Source organism: Flavonifractor plautii ATCC 29863 (assembly GCF_000239295.1).
GTDB lineage: Bacteria > Bacillota > Clostridia > Oscillospirales > Oscillospiraceae > Flavonifractor > Flavonifractor plautii.
Genome location: NZ_JH417848.1, coordinates 1 through 16,986 on the forward strand (window position 1 = coordinate 1; position 16,986 = coordinate 16,986).

17 protein-coding genes are annotated in these 16,986 nt (G+C 65.1%); 1 reads left to right on the forward strand and 16 read right to left on the reverse strand.

Translation table 11 applies throughout. From position 1 onward, the window contains the following. The 16 genes from HMPREF0372_RS17170 to HMPREF0372_RS19485 form a co-directional block, all read right to left on the reverse strand. Positions 1 to 1,292, reverse strand: a 1,292-nt coding sequence (locus HMPREF0372_RS17170; RefSeq protein ID WP_007495295.1) for a DUF4179 domain-containing protein, incomplete at its 3' end; no start/stop codon positions are given. Continuing rightward, positions 1,289 to 1,798, reverse strand: coding sequence for an RNA polymerase sigma factor (locus HMPREF0372_RS17175; protein ID WP_007495297.1), 510 nt, complete (start codon positions 1,796 to 1,798; stop codon positions 1,289 to 1,291). The genes HMPREF0372_RS17175 and HMPREF0372_RS17170, both read right to left, overlap by 4 nt. A gap of 112 nt (positions 1,799 to 1,910) precedes the next feature. Continuing rightward, the gene (rsfS, locus tag HMPREF0372_RS17180) at positions 1,911 to 2,270 is read right to left on the reverse strand and encodes a ribosome silencing factor (protein ID WP_007495299.1); all 360 of its coding nucleotides are present in this window, start codon (positions 2,268 to 2,270) and stop codon (positions 1,911 to 1,913) included. A 12-nt stretch (positions 2,271 to 2,282) separates the two neighbouring features. Continuing rightward, positions 2,283 to 3,770: an LCP family protein gene (locus HMPREF0372_RS17185; protein ID WP_007495301.1), complete on the reverse strand. Its 1,488-nt coding sequence runs from the start codon at positions 3,768 to 3,770 to the stop codon at positions 2,283 to 2,285. Between the two features lie 16 nt (positions 3,771 to 3,786). Continuing rightward, positions 3,787 to 5,244 (reverse strand): LCP family protein, encoded by a 1,458-nt coding sequence (locus HMPREF0372_RS17190; RefSeq protein ID WP_007495303.1) that lies wholly within the window; start codon positions 5,242 to 5,244, stop codon positions 3,787 to 3,789. Further along, positions 5,244 to 6,452 (reverse strand): nicotinate (nicotinamide) nucleotide adenylyltransferase, encoded by a 1,209-nt coding sequence (gene nadD / locus HMPREF0372_RS17195; protein ID WP_007495304.1) that lies wholly within the window; start codon positions 6,450 to 6,452, stop codon positions 5,244 to 5,246. Before nadD ends, HMPREF0372_RS17190 begins: the two co-directional genes overlap by 1 nt. A 19-nt stretch (positions 6,453 to 6,471) precedes the next feature. Then, complete coding sequence (yhbY, locus tag HMPREF0372_RS17200; protein WP_007495306.1) at positions 6,472 to 6,795, reverse strand: ribosome assembly RNA-binding protein YhbY; 324 nt, start codon at positions 6,793 to 6,795, stop codon at positions 6,472 to 6,474. A 42-nt stretch (positions 6,796 to 6,837) separates the two neighbouring features. Then, a complete protein-coding gene (gene rdgB, locus HMPREF0372_RS17205; protein ID WP_007495308.1) occupies positions 6,838 to 7,428 on the reverse strand; it encodes an RdgB/HAM1 family non-canonical purine NTP pyrophosphatase in 591 nt (196 codons plus the stop codon). 4 nt (positions 7,429 to 7,432) lie between these two features. Beyond that, on the reverse strand, positions 7,433 to 8,149 hold the full coding sequence (gene rph / locus HMPREF0372_RS17210) for a ribonuclease PH (protein ID WP_007495310.1): 717 nt from the start codon (positions 8,147 to 8,149) through the stop codon (positions 7,433 to 7,435). Positions 8,150 to 8,207: 58 nt separating this feature from the next. Beyond that, a complete protein-coding gene (gene ftsY / locus HMPREF0372_RS17215) occupies positions 8,208 to 9,107 on the reverse strand; it encodes a signal recognition particle-docking protein FtsY (RefSeq protein ID WP_007495312.1) in 900 nt (299 codons plus the stop codon). Between the two features lie 23 nt (positions 9,108 to 9,130). Beyond that, a complete protein-coding gene (locus HMPREF0372_RS17220) occupies positions 9,131 to 9,628 on the reverse strand; it encodes a transposase (protein ID WP_007495314.1) in 498 nt (165 codons plus the stop codon). 245 nt (positions 9,629 to 9,873) lie between these two features. After that, positions 9,874 to 13,452 (reverse strand): chromosome segregation protein SMC, encoded by a 3,579-nt coding sequence (gene smc, locus HMPREF0372_RS17225; RefSeq protein ID WP_007495316.1) that lies wholly within the window; start codon positions 13,450 to 13,452, stop codon positions 9,874 to 9,876. Between the two features lie 502 nt (positions 13,453 to 13,954). Then, positions 13,955 to 14,632 (reverse strand): ribonuclease III, encoded by a 678-nt coding sequence (gene rnc, locus HMPREF0372_RS17230; RefSeq protein WP_007495320.1) that lies wholly within the window; start codon positions 14,630 to 14,632, stop codon positions 13,955 to 13,957. 65 nt (positions 14,633 to 14,697) lie between these two features. Further along, entirely contained in the window at positions 14,698 to 14,931 is a 234-nt protein-coding gene (locus HMPREF0372_RS17235) for an acyl carrier protein (RefSeq protein WP_009259238.1), read from the reverse strand. 104 nt (positions 14,932 to 15,035) lie between these two features. After that, positions 15,036 to 16,058 (reverse strand): phosphate acyltransferase PlsX, encoded by a 1,023-nt coding sequence (plsX, locus tag HMPREF0372_RS17240; protein ID WP_007495324.1) that lies wholly within the window; start codon positions 16,056 to 16,058, stop codon positions 15,036 to 15,038. 103 nt (positions 16,059 to 16,161) lie between these two features. Next, the gene (locus HMPREF0372_RS19485) at positions 16,162 to 16,413 is read right to left on the reverse strand and encodes a helix-turn-helix domain-containing protein (RefSeq protein WP_007495326.1); all 252 of its coding nucleotides are present in this window, start codon (positions 16,411 to 16,413) and stop codon (positions 16,162 to 16,164) included. A gap of 72 nt (positions 16,414 to 16,485) precedes the next feature. On the opposite strand from HMPREF0372_RS19485, the gene HMPREF0372_RS17250 reads away from it, so the two are divergent. Next, the gene (locus tag HMPREF0372_RS17250; RefSeq protein ID WP_007495328.1) at positions 16,486 to 16,740 is read left to right on the forward strand and encodes a DUF6809 family protein; all 255 of its coding nucleotides are present in this window, start codon (positions 16,486 to 16,488) and stop codon (positions 16,738 to 16,740) included. Positions 16,741 to 16,986 lie beyond the last annotated feature (246 nt).

Below are 16,986 nucleotides of genomic sequence, written 5' to 3' on the forward strand. Positions count from 1 at the left end.
ACGCGGATGGTATCGTTTGGCTGCCAGAACCAGAGCTGCTCCGCCCGGGCCAGCTCCGCCGGATCGGCGTCCGGGTAGGAGAGCGTCACCGTCCACACCCCGGTCTCCCAGTCATAGGAGCGGTCCAGATAGGTGTCCCCCAGCTCCAGCTCCTCTCCGCCTCCGTCCAGGAGGCCAACCTCCGTGCCGAAACCGCCGTACTCGTACTGGAGCAGCTCTTCCCCGGTCTGGAACCGGGCCACCGCCTGCTCTGCCCCGATGTCCAGAGAGATCAGAGTATAACCGGTCTCCGCAGAATCGTCGGTAAGGGGCAGTTCGTCCACAGCGCCAAAGATCTTGTGATTTCCGCCTGGTTCATCGCCGGGGGAGACCCACTCATAGGGCACCAGGGTGATGGACTCCATGTCCGGCCGCCCGCCATAGAAGGCGACAAAATTCGAGACGGGCAGAAGGGGTCTGGAAACCCTACCATAGTACTTCTTGTACAGATAATTGCCCTGGTCGTCCCGAATAAAAAAGTTCTCCGGCGGATAGTCTCCCGCGCCGGTGAGCACCAGTCCGCCTCCCGAGGGGGCCACCACTGTCTTGGACACCGTCCACCAGCGGCCGTCCAGGGTGATTCGCTGTCCGGGCTCCACCACCAGGCTCTCCCCGTCCGGGGCGGTCTTGTCCACCAGCAGGTTCAGGCTCCAATCCCCGGACAGGCCGTAAAACAGCTCATTGGTGTAGACCTGGAGCTCCACCACATCGGGCAGCGCGCGGGCCACCGGGCAACGCTGCATCACCTTTAATGTATAGTCGTCCACCCACTCGGTTTCCCGATCCCGGCCCCAGAACTCCAGCTCCTTTCCCTCGGCCTTCAGGGAAAAGGACCACAGCTCCGGCTCACCCCGGTCATTCCTGGGGATCGGCTCTTCTCCGGTGATGGTGGCGTAGAGGGTAATAAACGCCTCGTCCACACCGATGCCGTCCAGGGTGAGGGTGTAGCCCTGGTCGGTGACCGACGCCCCCACCTCGGCGGAATAGGGCTGGAAGCCCTCCGCCGTACCGCCGAAGCCGCCGGGCCGGGCGATCAGCTCCAGCGCGCCGGAGGCCGCCGCCACGCCGCCCACGCACAGGGCCGCCGCCAGAACCCCGGCTACCGCCCACCGGCGGAGACGGCGGGGGCCGGGCTTTCTCCGTCCCTCCGGCAGCCCCTCCAAAATGGCGTCCATGCGCCCGTCAAAGCCCTGTGGAATTGGGCAGTCCTCCCGCCGGGCCCGCTCTTTTAACCGTTCATCCAACCGGTTCATATTTTCTCCTCCTCCTGTAGTTGCTCCTTCAGCCGCTGGCGGGCCCGGCCCAGCCGGGACTTCACCGTTCCCTGGGCCACCCCCAGCACCCGGGCGATCTCCGCCACGGGCAAATCCTCGTAGTAGTAGAGGGTCACGGCGGCCCGCTGCTCCTCCGGCAGATGGAGCACCGCATCCCACAGGCCGCCGGGGAGCGCGTCTTCCGCGCCGCCGGCCAGCGGCTCCAGCTCGTCGGTATAGATCACCCTGCTGTCCCTCCGCCGCTGCTCATAGGCGCAGTTGACCGCAATCTTCAGCAGCCAGGCGCGGACCGCTCCCCGGGCCCGCAGGCGGTCCCAGGACTGCCAGGCCCGCAGGACAGCCTCGCCCACCGCGTCCTCCGCGTCGGCGTCGCTGTCCAGGATGCTCCGGGCCGCCCGGAACATGCCGTGGCTGTGCTCGGTCACCGCCGCAGCAAATTCCTCCCGCGCCGACGCCCGGCCCGCGCCGTCTCTGGTCTGTTCCATGTGCTCACCTCGTCTTTCCTTGTCCGGACACCCTATAGATGCATGGGCGGGCGGTTTGGTTCCCTCTCCGCGCAAAAAAAGCCCGGCGGGAGTCCCGCCGGGCTTTTTTGCGTTAGTTTTCGGTCAGCACGCCGGACAGATCCACCGGCGTGGCGTCGCTCCACAGGCGCTCCAGGTCGTAAAACTCCCGGGCCTCCTCGTTGAAGATGTGCACCACAACGGAGGAGAAATCCAGCAGGATCCAGGTGCCGCCCCGGTGGCCCTCCACATGGTGGGGGGGTTCCCCGGCGTCCTTGAGGGTCTTCTCACAGACATCGGCCAGGGCCTTGATCTGGGTGGTGGAGGTGGCGGTGCAGAGCACAAAATAGTCCGCCAGGGTGGTCAGGTGGCCGGTCTCCAGGCACTTGATGTCCTGGCCCTTCTTGCTGTCCAGCGCCTTCACGGCGGTCAGGGCAATCTCGTTTGCAGTCATCTCATTCTCCTTCTATTCAATGGGCTCCATGCCGGGACCAAAGCCGTCCACGGGCACGTCGGGCGCCGGGGTGGAGGCGGGGATGGGCGTGGGAGCCGGCGTGGGTACGGGGGTTGCGGCCGGGGTGGGTTCCGGCGCAGGCGTGACAGCCGGAGTCTCTACGGCGGGGGGCTGGCTGTCCACCGGGACGGAGGGCGTGGTCTCCGGCGTCACCGTTGGCGTGGCCTCCGGTGTGGCCGTCGGAGTGACCGACGGCTCCGGGGTGTCGGGCACCTCCGGCGCGGGATTGTCGGTGGGCTTGGAGCTGCCGGAGTTCCCCTTCGCGGGGGGCTTGGTGGCCTTGGTATCCTCCACATGGCCGCGGGTGGAGGACAGGCTGCCGTCCTCGTTGACCTGCATCAGATCCAGCTCGTTCAGCTCGATGTCCTCCAAATAGGGGTTGAAGCAGGTATTCACCAGCTCCAGCATCTCGTCCGGAATGGGAGTAACATAGGACTGGTAGTTGTGGTACGTCCGGCTGTAGACGCTGGCCCCCCGGTTGGGCAGGGTCATAAAGTGCACGTTCTCCATGCTCAGGCCGCCCACGATGGCCTCCTTGGCAAACCAGGCCAGGTTGTTCACCGTCAGGCTGCCGTTGGTATCCACGTTGTCCAGGAAGATCTGGGCCATTTTGGGGATGGTGCCGAGGCTGATGCTGTTGAGGCACTTCTCAATGACCGCCTTCAAAAAGGCCTGCTGGGTCTCGATGCGGCCCAGATCGCCGTTGGGGTAGCCGCCGTATACGTTTCCATAAGCGTCGGAGTTCTTCCGCCAGCGCAGAAGCTGCATGGCCTTGTCGCCGTCGATGTCCTGGAGCCCGGCGCTCAGGTGGATGTGCAGGTTCTGGGTGGGGTCGTCGTAGTTCATGTCGATGGGCACATCAAACTCTACGCCGCCGATGGCATCCACCAGCTCGCCCACCGCCTCCCACTCCACCACGATGGTGTAGTCCGGCTGAAACCCGATGAGGTAGGAGACCTCCTCCTTGAGAAATTGGATGCCGTCCTTATCGTAGTAGGGCGCGTAGTTGTATACCGAGTTGATGCGCTTGATGTCCCACGGCACGTTCACCATGGTGTCCCGGGGGATGCTCATGACGTTTAGGGTCTGGTTTGGGATGTCGTAGGCCATCACCATAAGGGTATCGGTATTGCCGCCGCCGCCCGTGTCCCGGCCCACCAGCAGGAAAGTATAAAACTCCTCCTTGCGGTCGCCGGAGAGGCGGGGGCCGTCGCCAAACTCATAGTTTTGGTCCTCGTCCGGCAGCTCCACACCTGGCTCCGGCAGCGAGGGCTTGACCACCAGGAGGCGGTAGGCGGCGAAAACCGTCACCAGAACCGCCGCCAGAATGGCCAAAACCAGGCACGCAATGCGCAGGGCCTTCTGCCTCGGTGTGAGGGGCGTGCGGGGCTTTCCAGCCCGCGTTCCACCCCGGCTTGTCTTTTTGTTCTCAGGATTCATCCGTTTCTATCTTCCTTTATTCCACCGGCACCATGCCGGGTCCGTAGCCGCCGTCCGGCGTGGCGGCCGGGGGCGGCGTCATGGCTGGGGTGTTCTCCGCCGGGGGCGGGGTCGGCTCCGCGGAGGGGACGGCGGGCGCCGGAGTGGCCGCCGGGGTCTGGACCGGAGGCGGCGTCTGCCCGCCCGGAGTGGATATGGCTGGGGGCTGGCTTCCGCCCGGGGTGGACGTGGCCGGCGGCGTGCCCGGCGGGCTTTCGACCGGAGCGGAGGTTGCGCTGGGCGTGGTCTCCGGCTTAGGCGTAGCCTGGGGCCTGGGCGTCGTGCCCGTGCTGCTGGAGCCGGGTCGCTTTCCGGCCAGATTCAGATCCCGCAGGCTGATGTCCGACTGATAGGGGTTGAAGCCCTCATTGACCATCTCCACAATCTGGCTGCCCACGGGCAGCAGGTGGGCGTCCCCAGCGGACTGGTTGGGCAGGGTGACAAACTCCACGCTGTCCATGTCCAGCTTGCCGATGGCCGACTTGCCGAAGTAGGCCAGATTGCCCACGCTCAGATCGGTGGTCACATTCTTCTGGAAGATGCTGATATAGTCCATCAGGTTGCTCAGCAGCACATCGGGCTGGAGGCACTTGCGGACGACCTCCTTAAGGAATGCCTGCTGGGTCTCGATGCGGCCCAGATCGCCCATGGCGTAGCCGCTGTTGAGAATGTGCCCGCTGTCATCGCTGTTGTGCCGCCAGCGGAGCACACCCATGGCACCGTTGCCGTCCAGAAGCTGATAGCCAGGTTGGAGGTCAATTTTGAAGTGCTGGGACAGATCATTGTAATACATGCGCCGCGGCACGTCAAAATATACGCCGCCGATGGCATCGACCAGCTCACCCACTGCCTCCCACTCCACCAATACATAGAAGTCGGGAGTCACGCCGGTGAGGGAGCCCACCGCCTTTTTCAGGGCCTCCACGCCGCCTTCCTCGCCGCCGCCCCGGCTGTAAACCGAGTTGATCATCACGGTGCGGCCGTTGTAGATGACATAGGTGTCACGGGGAAGGCTCATGACGCTGAGCTTCTGGTTGGGCACATCGTAGGCCGCCAACAGCATCGTATCGGTGTTGCCGCCGCTGACGCCCGCCACCAGGAAAGTGTAAAACTGCTCCTTGCGGCCGGCGGACAGGCCTGGGATCTCCACCTCTACCTCCTCACCCTGCTCGTTGATGATGGTGGTGTGCCGGGGGGTGGGAGTGGGGAGGGCCACCTCCGGCGGGGCGCTCATGAGGCCGAACACAATCGCCCCCGCCACGATGATGGCCGCCACCACCGTCAGGGCAATATACAGCCCCAGCAGAATCTTCTGCTTTTTGGTGCGCGGCCGGCCGGGCTTTTTCTCCCGCTTGGTCTCTTTTTCCCGCCGGGGACTCTCCGGCTTCTGTACCCGGGCGCCGCCCCGGTGGTTCTTTCTCTGTTCCGGGTTCATCAATCACTAGTTCCTTTCGTCTTGCTCCGCAGCCAATCCCGGGCCTTTACCGTATTGGGGTGCACGGGCAGGCCCCGCTCCGCCATCTCCTGTATGCTCATCTCGCACCCCAGGAGCACCGCCGCGTCCAGATCCTCATAGGCCAGCGCCCGCAGGCGCTCCACCCCCGGAAAGTCCCGGGTGGGCTCCATGTAGTCGGCGACATAGAGGAGCTTCTCCAGCAGGGTCATGCCGGCCTTTCCGGTGGTGTGCCAGAAAATGGCCTCATAGATGTCGTCGCTCACCCCGTACACGTGCCGGGCCACACACGCGCCCGTCTTGGAGTGGAGGAGCTTGACGGCCTGCTGCTCCAATTCGTCCAGTACGATACCATATTTCGCGCATAATTGCAACTGCTCGTCCAATTCCAAATACTTGGTGCAGTCGTGGAGGATCGCCGCCCGGCGGGCGTGCTCCTCGTCGGCGCCCCAGCGCCGGGCCAGCCGCACCGCCTCCTCCTCCGTGCCCTTCACGTGGGCGATGCGCTTGGCGCGGATCATGGAGTAGGAGCAGGCCCGCAGCTCCCGGTCGGGCAGGCGCTTCAGATCCCGCCCCGCCCCGTAGAGCCCGTGGCGCAGGATGTAGCCGTACACCGCCGGAGACAGGTACTCCTGTCCCCCGCCTTGGGCCAGCAGCTCCCGCAGCCGGGTGGAGGACACGTCCACCACCTGGGGCAGTTGGAGCACGCACACCTTCGCCTCGAAGGTCTTGCGCAGATGCTCGGCCTGGATGGTGAGCAGCTCCCCGCAGTCGGCCTGGGTGCGGGCAAAGGCGCAGATGCCCGCCAGGGCGGTGATCCGCTCCGGCTCCCGCCAGTTCTGGAGGGTGAGGAACATGTCCGTCCCCATCATCAGCCACAGCTCCGCGCCGGGGTTCTGGGCGTGAAGCTGCTCCAGGGTGTCGGCGGTATAGCTCTTGCCGGGCCGGGAGAGCTCCATATCGCTGACGCTCACCCGGCCGGGCAGGAGCAGGCCGTCGGCGGCCAGCTCCACCATCTCCAGCCGGGCCTCCGGCCCGGGGGCGTCGGGGGGCAGGCGCTTGTGGGGCGGCAGCGCCGCCGGTACAAACTGCAGCTCGTCCAGCCCCAGCGCGTCCAGGGCCAGCCGGGCGGAGGTCAGGTGCCCCAGGTGGGGCGGGTTGAAGGTGCCGCCGTAGATGCCGAGCTTCATAGGCTTCCCCTCCTCTGCGTTACTTGCGCTTCTTGTCCGTCACCAGTACGATCTTGTCCTTTTTGTCCTTCTTATGGGTTGGACGATACAAAACGAATTTGGTTCCAATGACCTGTACCACCTGGCTCCGGGTGGCCTCCGCCAGGGCCTCGGCCGCCTCCCGGCTGCTCAGCAGGCTGTTCTCCAGAACCTTGCCCTTGATGAGCTCCCGGGCCTCCAGGGCGTCGTCGGCCTGCTTCACCAGGTTGTCCCCGATGCCGTCCTTGCCCACGTGCAGGATGGTGTCAATGCTGTTGGCCAGACCCCTGAGCTGGGCCCGCTGCTTGCTTGTCAGTTCTTCCATAGACCGGTCTCCTTTTGATCTGCCCTCCTGCGGGAAGGCATTTTACTTGTTCAGATACTGCTCCAGCTTCTCCCGAAAGGCCGTGAGCGCATTCCCCCGGTGGGAGATGGCGTTCTTCTCCGCCGGAGAGAGCTCCGCAAAGGTCTTTTTCAGGGCGGGGACAAAGAAAATGGGATCATAGCCGAAGCCGTCCTCCCCCTTGGGGGCGTAGGCCAAGGTGCCGGGACACTCCCCCCGGGCCTCCACCCGGTCCCCGTTGGGAAAGCAGCAGCAGATGGCGGAGACAAAGCGACACCGCCGGTCCAGCTGCCCCCGCATGTTCTCCAGCAGGAGCCGGTAGCGGCCCACGTCGTCCAGCCCCGGCCCGCCGTAGCGGGCGGAGTACACGCCGGGCGCGCCGTTCAGTGCGTCCACACACAGGCCGGAGTCGTCCGCGATGGCGGGCAGGCCGGAGGCCTCCATCACCGCGCGGGCCTTCAAAAAGGCGTTTTCCTCAAAGGTGGCACCGGTCTCCTCCACGTCCACATCGACGCCCACCTCGGACTCCAGCACCACCTCCACCCCCAACTGGGAAAGGATGTCCCTCATCTCCACCAGCTTATGGGCATTCTTGCTGGCCAATACCAGTTTCATACATTTAGCCCCCCAACACTTGTCTCTGAATGTTCTGGAGCTCCCGGATGCCCTTGGCGCACAGCTCCACCAGGGCCCGCTGCTCCACGATGGTGAAGGGCCGGCCCTCGCCGGTGCCCTGGAGCTCCACCAGCTCCCCCGCGCCGGTCATGACGCAGTTGAGATCCACCTGGGCGTGGGAGTCCTCCTCATAGCACAGGTCCAGCATGGGCTCGTCCCCCACGATGCCGGCGGACACCGCCGCCACACAGTTGGTCAGCGGCATCTCTGGCAGGACACCGTCCATCACCAGCTTGTGCAGGGCCAGGCTCAACGCCACAAACCCGCCGGTGACGGAGGCGGTGCGGGTGCCGCCGTCCCCCTGGAGTACGTCGCAGTCGATCGTAATGGTGCGCTCTCCCAGCTTTTTCATGTCCACGCAGGCCCGCAGGGCGCGGCCGATGAGCCGCTGGATCTCCGCGGAGCGGGGGGACAGCTTCAGCTTGGCGATATCCCGCCGGGATCGCTCCCGGTTGGCCCGGGGCAGCATGGAATACTCGGCGGTGACCCAGCCCTCCCCCTCGGGGACGTGGCGGGGCGCGCCCTCCTCCACGCTGGCGCAGCAGAGCACATGGGTGCTGCCGCAGCGGATCAGGCAGGAGCCCTCCGCAAATTGATTGATGTTGGGGATGATCTCCACGGGCCGGAGCTGATCCGCCGCCCGTCCGTCGATTCTCGCCATGTTACGGCCTCCAATCTCCAATATGCGGGCCGATGAGGGCACCGGCCCATACTGCTTTTTAAACAAGGGCTTCGACAAATTTCTCCGCCTCAAAAGGCATCAGGTCGTCGATGCCCTCCCCCACGCCGATGAATTTCACCGGCACCTGGAGCTCCTGGGCGATGGCAATGACAATGCCGCCCTTGGCCGAGCCGTCCAGCTTGGTCAGGACGATGCCGGTGATGCCCGCGGCCTCCTTGAACTGCTTGGCCTGGATCAGGCCGTTCTGTCCGGTGGTGGCGTCCAGCACCAGCAGGGTCTCCCGGTCGCAGCCGGGCAGCTCCCGGTCCACGACGCGGCTGATCTTATTCAGCTCGTTCATCAGGTTCTGCTTGTTGTGCAGCCGCCCGGCGGTGTCGATGAGCACCACGTCTGCGCTGCGGGCCTTGGCGGCGGACAGGGCGTCAAAGACCACCGCCGCGGGATCGGCCCCCTCGTACTGGCGGACGAGCTCCACGCCGCTGCGCTCGCTCCAGATCTCGAGCTGGTCGGCGGCGGCGGCCCGGAAGGTATCGGCGGCGGCCATCAGCACCCGGCGGCCCTCCCCCTTCATCCGGGCGGCCAGCTTGCCGATGGTGGTGGTCTTGCCCACGCCGTTGACGCCGATAAACAGGGCCACCGACGGGGCGGTGTCCAGCCTCAGCTCCGGCTCCCCCACCTGGAGCATGTCGGTGAGCACCCGGCGCAGACACGCCCGCGCCCCCTCCATATCCTTGATCTTCTCCGCCTTCACCCGGCGGCGCAGCTCCTCCACGGCTTTCATGGTGGTCTCCACCCCCATGTCGCCCAGAATCAGCGTCTCCTCCAGCTCGTCGTAAAAGTCGTCGTTCAGCTCTCCGGCGAAGAGCTGGTCGAAGGAGTGTCCGATGTTCTCCTTGGTGCGGGTCAGCCCCGCCTTGATCTTTTCAAAAAAGCCCATGTGGTGTCGGTTCCTTTCGTCGTTCAGACATGGTATTCATCCTCCGCCCAGCGGGCGGGGTTATGCTCGATATAGCTCCAGTGGTTGAGAAGGTCGTTCTCATCCCGGATGATGTGGTCGTGATAGGATGCCTGCCAGAGCGGACGGCCGCACACGCGGTTGGTGTAGCGCTTGAGAGAGGAGACAAAACCCGGCACGCGCATCCCAGTAGGGCGCGGCATCCCTGACGCGCCGTTTCCCTCCCCGCAGACGCACAGCAAAATGTGAACATGATTTGGCATGATGACCGACGCCGCAATCTGAATTTGGGCGTCATGTCCGGCCAGATAGTCCATCGCGTCCTGAACGCACCGGCCGGTCTCCGACAACCGTACCAGCGGCGCGTCAGGGATGCCGCGCCCTACAATCTCGCTCAGGATGGGGGCCCGGCCCTGGGTGCAGAGTGTGAGGAAATACCCGCCGCTCCGGCTGTAATCATACCCGCGCAGGCGCGGATGCACCCGCTTTGGAAGCTCTGTCATTTGATGTGCAATTCCTTCTCCACGTCGTTCAGGTTGATGGTCAGCATCCGGCTCACGCCCTGCTCCTTCGTCGACGCAAAGTCCGCTTCGCTCGGAACTCCCGCAGGCGGAAATTCCTCGCCCGCTCCCTTGCGTCTCCTCTCCCCGGCGAACCCGTTTCACTGGGCTTCGCCGGGGTCTGCTCATACCCTGCGGCACAGGTGCGGCCTGCCCCTGCTGGGTGTTGCCGTCCGCCGCGTCCGGCGTCATTTGATGTGCAATTCCTTCTCCACATCGTTCAGGTTGATGGTCAGTATCCGGCTCACGCCCTGCTCCTGCATGGTGACGCCGTAGAGCACGTCGGCCTCCTCCATAGTGCCGCGGCGGTGGGTGATGACGATGAACTGGGTCTTGTCCGCCATCTGGCGCATGTAGCGGGCGAAGCGCACCACGTTGGCGTCGTCCAGGGCGGCCTCGATCTCGTCCATGACGCAGAAAGGGGTGGGCCGCACCTTCAGAATGGCGAAGTAAAGGGCGATGGCCACGAAGGCCTTCTCGCCGCCGGAGAGGAGGGAGAGCACCTTGAGGGCCTTTCCGGGGGGCTGCACCCGGATTTCAATGCCGCAGTTGAGGATGTCCTCCGGCTCCTCCAGCTCCAGGGTGGCCTTGCCGCCGCCGAACAGCTCGGTAAAGGTCTGCTGGAACGCCTCGTTGATGACGGAAAACTGCCGGGCGAAGATGGTTTTCATCTCCTCGGTGATGTCGGCGATGATGCCCTCCAGCTCCTTCTTGGACTTGAGCACGTCGTCCCGCTGGTCGGTCAGGTAGGTGTACCGCTCGTTGACCCGCTGGAACTCCTCAATGGCATCCAGGTTGATATTGCCCAAGCCGGAGATCGCCTTTTTCAGCTCGCCCACCCGGCGCTGGGCCTTGGGGACGCTCTCCAGCTCCACCCGCTGGGCGCGGGCGGCCTCATGGGACAGCTCATAGGTCTCCCACAGCTTGTCCAGCAGGGTTTTCTCCTCCAGGGCGGCGGCGGCCTTCCTCTGTTCTAAGACGGAGACCTCCCGCTCTAAGTTTAACAGTTCGCTGTTTTTTTCCCGCGCCTGCTTGTCGGCCTGGTTGCGCCGGGCCTCCAGGGACAGCTTCTCCTCATTGATGCGGGCGACGGCCTCCTGCCGCTCCCGGTTCTCCTGGCGGATGGCCTGGAGCCGCCGTTCCTTCTCCAGAATCTCCTCCTCCAGGGCGGCGTTCTTCTCCTCAAACGCGGTGAGCATCTGCTCCCGCTCGGCCCGGTCGCCGGTGAGATCCCGCCGCAGGGCCTCCAGCTCGGTGAGGCTCTGTCCGGCGGCCTGCTGCTCCGCCTCCAGGCCGGCCCGGCGCATGTTCAGCTCCGCGATGGCCTCCCGGATACCGGCGGTGCGCGCCTGGAGCTCGCTCTGGCCCTGGGCCTTGCCCTCGGCCTCGGCCCGCAGGGCGGCGGCGGAGCCCTCCAGGGCCTCAATGCGCGCCCGGGCGGCGGCGGTATCCGCCTCGGTCTGGGCGGAGCGGGCCTGAATCTGCTCCAGCTCCCGGCGCTGCTCGTCCCGGCGGCGGGAGGCGTCGGCGAGCTGGGCGTCGAAATGGGCCAGCCGCTCCTCCAGCTTGAGGATGGCGTCCTCGTGCTGGCGCTGCTGGGCCTGGGCGGTCTCCACCTCGTAGGCGGCGGCGGTGGCCTCCCGTCTGGCCTCCTCCATGGCCTGGGCGGCGGCGGCGCGCTGCTCCTCCACACCGGCGCGCTGCCGGTTCAGCCGCTCCAGCTCGTTGGCCCGGCTGAGGATGCCCGCGCTGCGGGACACCGAGCCGCCGGTCATGGAGCCGCCGGGGTTGAGCACCTGGCCGTCCAGGGTGACGATTTTGAAGCGGTGGCCGTATTTGCGGGCCATGGCGATGGCCGCGTCCATATCCTCGGCCACCACGGTGCGCCCCAGCAGATTGGAAAAGATCCTCTGGTAGCGGGGGTCGAACTGCACCAGCTCGTCCCCCAGGCCCACGAAGCCCGCCTCCCCCCGCACGCCCTGCTCCCGGAAGTCGGAGGGGCGGATGGTGGTCAGGGGCAGGAAAGTGCTCCGACCGCCGTCCCGGCGCTTGAGGTACTGGATGGCGGCCTTGCCGTCCTCCTCCCGCTCCACCACAATGTGCTGCATGGCGCCGCCCAGGGCGGTCTCAATGGCCACGGTGCAGTGGTCGGGCACGTGGAGCAGCCCGGCCACCGGGCCGTGGACCCCCTTGAGCTGGCCCCGCCGGGCCTCCCCCATCACCAGCTTTACCGCCTTGGAGTAGCCCTCGTAGAGCTTCTCCATCTCGGAGAGCATGTGGATGCGGGATTGGAGGGCGTTCTCCTCCATCTGGAGCTTGACATGGCGCTCCTCGGCCTCCTTGGCCTTTTTCCGGCGGGACTCCAGCCGCAGGCCATAGCCGTTGAGCACATTCTGGAGGGAATCCCGGTCCTCCCGGGCCTGGGCCAGCTCCTTTTGGGCCGCGTCCCGGCCCTCCTGAAGCTGGCGCACCCGCTCCTCACCGGCGGACAGCTCCTGATGCACCGCCTCATCCCGGTCCAGCAGCTCCTGGGCCGCGGCGGCCAGGGCGGAGAGCAGAGCCCTGGCCTCGGAGGCGGAGGCGTTTTCCACCGCCTCCTTCCGGCGCAGCTCCTCCAGCTCTCCGGCCAGGGTGCCTGCGGAGCGGACGGCCTCCTCGGCCTCCCCCTGTTTCGCGGACAGCTCCGCCGCCAGGGCGTCCAGCTCGCCCACCAGCGCCTCCAGACGCTCCTTCCGCTCGGCAATCTGGGCGCCGATGGAGTCGGCCCGGCCCTCCTGCTGCTCCAGCTCCCGCTGGATGCGGTCCCGGTTCTCCAGGTTGTTCTGGATGTTGGCCCGGAGTACCGCCACGGCGTTTTCCAGTCCGTTGGCGTCGGCCTCCCGCTGCATCATCTGGAAGCGGACGCCCTCGGCCTCCACGTCCTTGTCCCGCATCTGGGCGGCGTGCTCCTCGGCGGCGGCGTAGAGGGCCTCCACCGCCCCCTGGGCCTCCTCCTTCTGGCGGACGGCGTTCTCGTAGTCAGACAGGGTCTTGATGGCCCCCGCCCGTATGTTCTCCAACTGCTCCAGCCACAGGGAGATCTCTAGCCCCCGCAGCTCGTCCCGCAGCACCAGGAACTTCCGGGCCTTCTCGCTCTGGGCGCGGAGGGGCTCCACCTGGAGCTCCAGCTCGTCGATCTTGTCGGTGATGCGCACCAGGTTCTCCTGGGTGCGCTCCAGCTTGCGCTCGGCCTCCTCCTTCCGGTGGCGGAAGCGGGAGATACCGGCGGCCTCCTCAAAGACCTCCCGGCGGTCGGCGCTCTTGACGGACAAAATCTCGTCAATGCGGCCCTGCCCGATGATGGAGTAGCCCTCGCGGCCCAGGCCGGTGTCCATGAACAGCTCGTTCACGTCCTTCAGGCGGACGGAGCGGCGGTTGATGTAGTACTCGCTCTCGCCGGAGCGGTAGTACCGCCGGGTGACCATCACCTCGCTCTCCTCCATCGGGAAGATGTGGTCGGTGTTGTCCAGCACCAGGGAGACCTCCGCGAAGCCCTGCTGTCTGCGCACCGCCGTGCCGCCGAAGATTACGTCCTCCATCTTGCCGCCCCGCAGGGCCTTGGAGGACTGCTCCCCCATGACCCAGCGGATGGCGTCGGAGATATTCGATTTCCCGCTTCCGTTGGGACCCACAATGGCGGTCATGTCCTCCCCGAAGGAGAGTACCGTCTTGTCCGGAAAGGATTTGAACCCCTGGATTTCCAGCGCTTTTAAATACAAGGTCTGCACCTCGCCATGTTATCATTCTGAATAAATTATTATACCAAGGAACGGCGTCCTTTGCAAACCCTTTTCCATAAAAACGCGGAGCGCCTGAGCGCTCCGCGTCTGGTTTGGTGGTATACAGCGGGCAAACCATTTCGCAGGGACGGATACCTACATCCGCCCGCCGTACACTAGGTTTTGCACCGCCCCAGGCCCTGTGAAGGCCTGACAGGACGGGCGGCCATAAAGGCCGCCCCTACAAAGGAGCCGGACAGCCCCTGCACGTAGGGGCGACCCTTGTGGTCGCCCGCGGGCCGGTTATTCCCCCGCCCTCAGCTTCTCTATCGCAGCCTTAGCCGCATTCTGCTCCGCCGCCCAAACCGCCACGGGCGGTTCGGGGCCCCCGTTTCTCTCCATCTGTCCGGGCGGAGTGAATCCGCCCGGCATCAAGATTTTGCTCCACAAAATGCTTGACGCCGCTGACGCGGCGGCTCGCTTCCGCTCGCAAAAGAGGCGGAGCGGCCGGTTATTCCCCAGCCTTTAACTTCTCTATCGCAGCCTTGGCCGCGTTCTGCTCCGCCTCTTTTTTACTGCGGCCGCGGCCCTGGCCGATGGGAATGCCGTTGAGATCCACCTCCACCGAGAAGATCTTGGCGTGATCAGGGCCCTCGGCGCCGATGAGCTGGTAGCCCAGCACCTGGCCGCTCTCCCGCTGCACCAGCTCCTGAAGGGCGGTCTTGTAATCGCGGCTGGCGCTCTTCTCCGCCTCCCGGTCCAGGATGAACTTCTGGATGAGCTTCCGGGCCGAGCCGATGCCGCCGTCCAGGTACACGGCGGCCAGCACCGCCTCCACCGCGTCGGCAATGATGGAGGGCCGCTCCCGGCCGCCGCCGGCCTCCTCCCCCTTGCCCAGCTTCAGGTAGGCGCCCAGCTCCAGGCACTGGGCCACTTCCACCAGGCTGCCCTCACACACCAGGGCCGCCCGGGTGCGGGTCAGATCCCCTTCCGGCAGGTCGGGGTGGGTGCGGAACAGGTAGTCGGCCACGACCATACCAAGCACAGAGTCCCCCAGAAATTCCAGCCGCTCATTGCTCTGCAGTCCCTTGGCCTTGTTCTCGTTGGCGTAGGAGCTGTGGGTGAGGGCGTTTTCCAGAAAGGCCCGGTTGGTAAACCGGTAACCCAGCTTTTCTTCCAATGCCTCCATGGCCGATCCTCCCTTTCAAAGCCGGAGCCCCGCCGGGAGGCGGGGCTCCTGTCTCTTTGGTTTCTTCAGTCCTCCAGCTTGGACTTGAGGTAGCGGACCAGATCCGCCACGGTGGAGATACCGGACAGATCCTCCTCGTCCATGTCCTCCAGGCCAAACTCCTCTTCCACGGCCATGGTCATCTCCACGATGTCCAGGGAGTCGGCCCCCAGATCCTCAAACGAGGTGTCCATGGTAATGCTGTCCACGTCCACGCCGAACTGTTCGGACAGCAGGGCGGCGAGCTTCTCGAAAATCATGTTCATCTACTCCTGTCGCTTCCGTCGTTCCCGACGGTGTCATTGCACTATGATAATAGGCAAGTTTCTCCCGCCTGTCAATAGGAAAGTCAAAATTTTCCCATTTACTCACTGCGCAGGCGCATGTGGTCGATATTTTCGGTGATGTCCTCAATAATGCCGGAGGCCGCGAAGCTCTGGGCCTGGCGGATGGCGTTCTTGATGGCGAAGGCGTCGGAGGAGCCGTGGGCCTTGATGACGGGCTTGGAGATGCCGATGAGGGGGGTGCCGCCCACCTCGCCGGAGTCCATCATCTTCTTGAAATCCCGCAGGCCGCCGGAAACCAGCACCGCCGCCAGCTTGGTGAGCAGGTTCTTCTTGAACATGGCCTTGAGCTGCTTTGCCATGAAGCCGCCGGTGCCCTCCATGGTCTTGAGGAAGATGTTGCCGGAGTAGCCGTCGGACACGATCACGTCCACCTCGCCGTACACCGCCTCCCGGGCCTCCACGTTGCCCACGAAGTGGATGCGCCCGGCCTTGCCCGCCTCGGTGAGCAGGGCGTAGGCCTCCCGCTGGAGGTCGGTGCCCTTGGAGGGCTCGGCGCCAATGTTGAGCAGGCCCACCTTGGGCTCGGGGCGCTTGAGCACCCGCTCGGCGTAATAGGAGCCCATAAAGGCGAACTGGAGCAGATACTCCGGCGTACCCTCCGCCGTGGCGCCGCAGTCGATGAGCACCGCGCCGCCGCCGCCGGTAGGCACCACCGGGGCCATGGCCGCCCGGCGGATGCCCCGGATGCGCTTGACCATCAGCGTGGCCGCCGACAACAGCGCCCCCGTGCTGCCCGCGGAGACAAAGGCCGCCCCGTCCCCGTTCTTCAGCAGGTTCAGGCCCACGGTCAGGGAGGAGTCCTTCTTCTCCTTAAAGGCGGTGGCCGGGTTGTCGCACATCTCCACCACCTCGGAGGCGTGGACAATCTCCAGCCCCGGGGGCAGTTCGCCGATGCCGTCCTCCTTGAGCACCTTGAGGATGTCCTCCCCCCGGCCCACCAGAATGACTTCCACGCCCAGCTCCCGCACCGCAGCGAGGGCGCCCCGCACGTTGGAGACGGGCGCGTTGTCGCCGCCCATGGCGTCTACGATGATCTTCATATGTTCTCCTCCACTTTCTCTGTTCATTCCTGGATAAACGGCAGCAGCGGGCGGGCACCCGGCGGGGCGGGGCCGCCCAGCGTTCCTGTAGGGGGCGATGCCCTCATCGCCCCGCCCCATCGTCTTGCCGCAGAGGCCGGGGCTCGTCCGTAAGGCCCAGGAGATAGTCGGCGCTGATGTTGTAGTGCTCACACAAAAGGGCAAGCTTGGCAAAGGTAGATGCCTTGCGGCCATTTTCCATTTCACCAATTTGATTTTGTTTGATACCGAGAAAATCGGCCAAGTCTTTTTGAGTTTCTCCCCTATCTTTTCTTAGGCATTTTAGCCGTGTGCCAAACAAATCATTGGAATACACCGAATCCCCCCTTGACATTTCCCACTAATAGCGTGTATACTAAATCCACACTATTAGTGGGGTGTTGATAAAATGAATGACTTCCTACAGCAGCTCTTAGAACATGAGCTGGGTAACAGGCACTTGGATTTCCGTCAGGCCCCCGGCTATCAAGAGCGGCTGGAGCGCATCAGCGCCTGCCACGACCAGATCCGCGCCTCCCTCGGGCTGGATTTTCTCGACCGTCTCAACGATCTGGAGGGCGAAATGTCCGATTATGAGCGGCTGGCCTGCTTCCGGCACGGCTTCCGTCTGGCCGGGCGTCTCCTCATGGAACTTCTGCCTTGAGCTGCGGGCGGATGTGGGCATCTGCCCCTACGGGCGTGCGCGGCGGGGCGGACGTCCACAAGAGGCGCCCCCATGCGTTTGGGCCGCCCAGCGTTCCTGTAGGGGCGGCCTTTATGGCCGCCCGTTCTGTCCGATCCCCAGGGTGTCGGTGCGGGAACCCCGCGGTAGCGGGCGGATGTGGGCATCCGCCCCTACGGACGTGCGCCCGGCAGGGCGGGCGACCACAAGGGTCGCCCCTACGTGTTG

Excerpts from the sequence above, each read along its gene's own strand:
- HMPREF0372_RS17220 (WP_007495314.1), bottom strand. The coding sequence starts at position 9,628 with ATGACAGAGCTTCCAAAGCGGGTGCATCCGCGCCTGCGCGGGTATGAT.
- HMPREF0372_RS17190 (WP_007495303.1), bottom strand. The coding sequence starts at position 5,244 with ATGAACCCGGAACAGAGAAAGAACCACCGGGGCGGCGCCCGGGTACAG.
- rph (WP_007495310.1), bottom strand. The coding sequence starts at position 8,149 with ATGGCGAGAATCGACGGACGGGCGGCGGATCAGCTCCGGCCCGTGGAG.
- rsfS (WP_007495299.1), bottom strand. The coding sequence starts at position 2,270 with ATGACTGCAAACGAGATTGCCCTGACCGCCGTGAAGGCGCTGGACAGC.
- HMPREF0372_RS17185 (WP_007495301.1), bottom strand. The coding sequence starts at position 3,770 with ATGAATCCTGAGAACAAAAAGACAAGCCGGGGTGGAACGCGGGCTGGA.
- HMPREF0372_RS17175 (WP_007495297.1), bottom strand. The coding sequence starts at position 1,798 with ATGGAACAGACCAGAGACGGCGCGGGCCGGGCGTCGGCGCGGGAGGAA.
- rnc (WP_007495320.1), bottom strand. The coding sequence starts at position 14,632 with ATGGAGGCATTGGAAGAAAAGCTGGGTTACCGGTTTACCAACCGGGCC.
- plsX (WP_007495324.1), bottom strand. The coding sequence starts at position 16,058 with ATGAAGATCATCGTAGACGCCATGGGCGGCGACAACGCGCCCGTCTCC.
- HMPREF0372_RS17250 (WP_007495328.1), top strand. The coding sequence starts at position 16,486 with ATGAATGACTTCCTACAGCAGCTCTTAGAACATGAGCTGGGTAACAGG.
- nadD (WP_007495304.1), bottom strand. The coding sequence starts at position 6,452 with ATGAAGCTCGGCATCTACGGCGGCACCTTCAACCCGCCCCACCTGGGG.
- rdgB (WP_007495308.1), bottom strand. The coding sequence starts at position 7,428 with ATGAAACTGGTATTGGCCAGCAAGAATGCCCATAAGCTGGTGGAGATG.
- HMPREF0372_RS17235 (WP_009259238.1), bottom strand. The coding sequence starts at position 14,931 with ATGATTTTCGAGAAGCTCGCCGCCCTGCTGTCCGAACAGTTCGGCGTG.
- ftsY (WP_007495312.1), bottom strand. The coding sequence starts at position 9,107 with ATGGGCTTTTTTGAAAAGATCAAGGCGGGGCTGACCCGCACCAAGGAG.
- yhbY (WP_007495306.1), bottom strand. The coding sequence starts at position 6,795 with ATGGAAGAACTGACAAGCAAGCAGCGGGCCCAGCTCAGGGGTCTGGCC.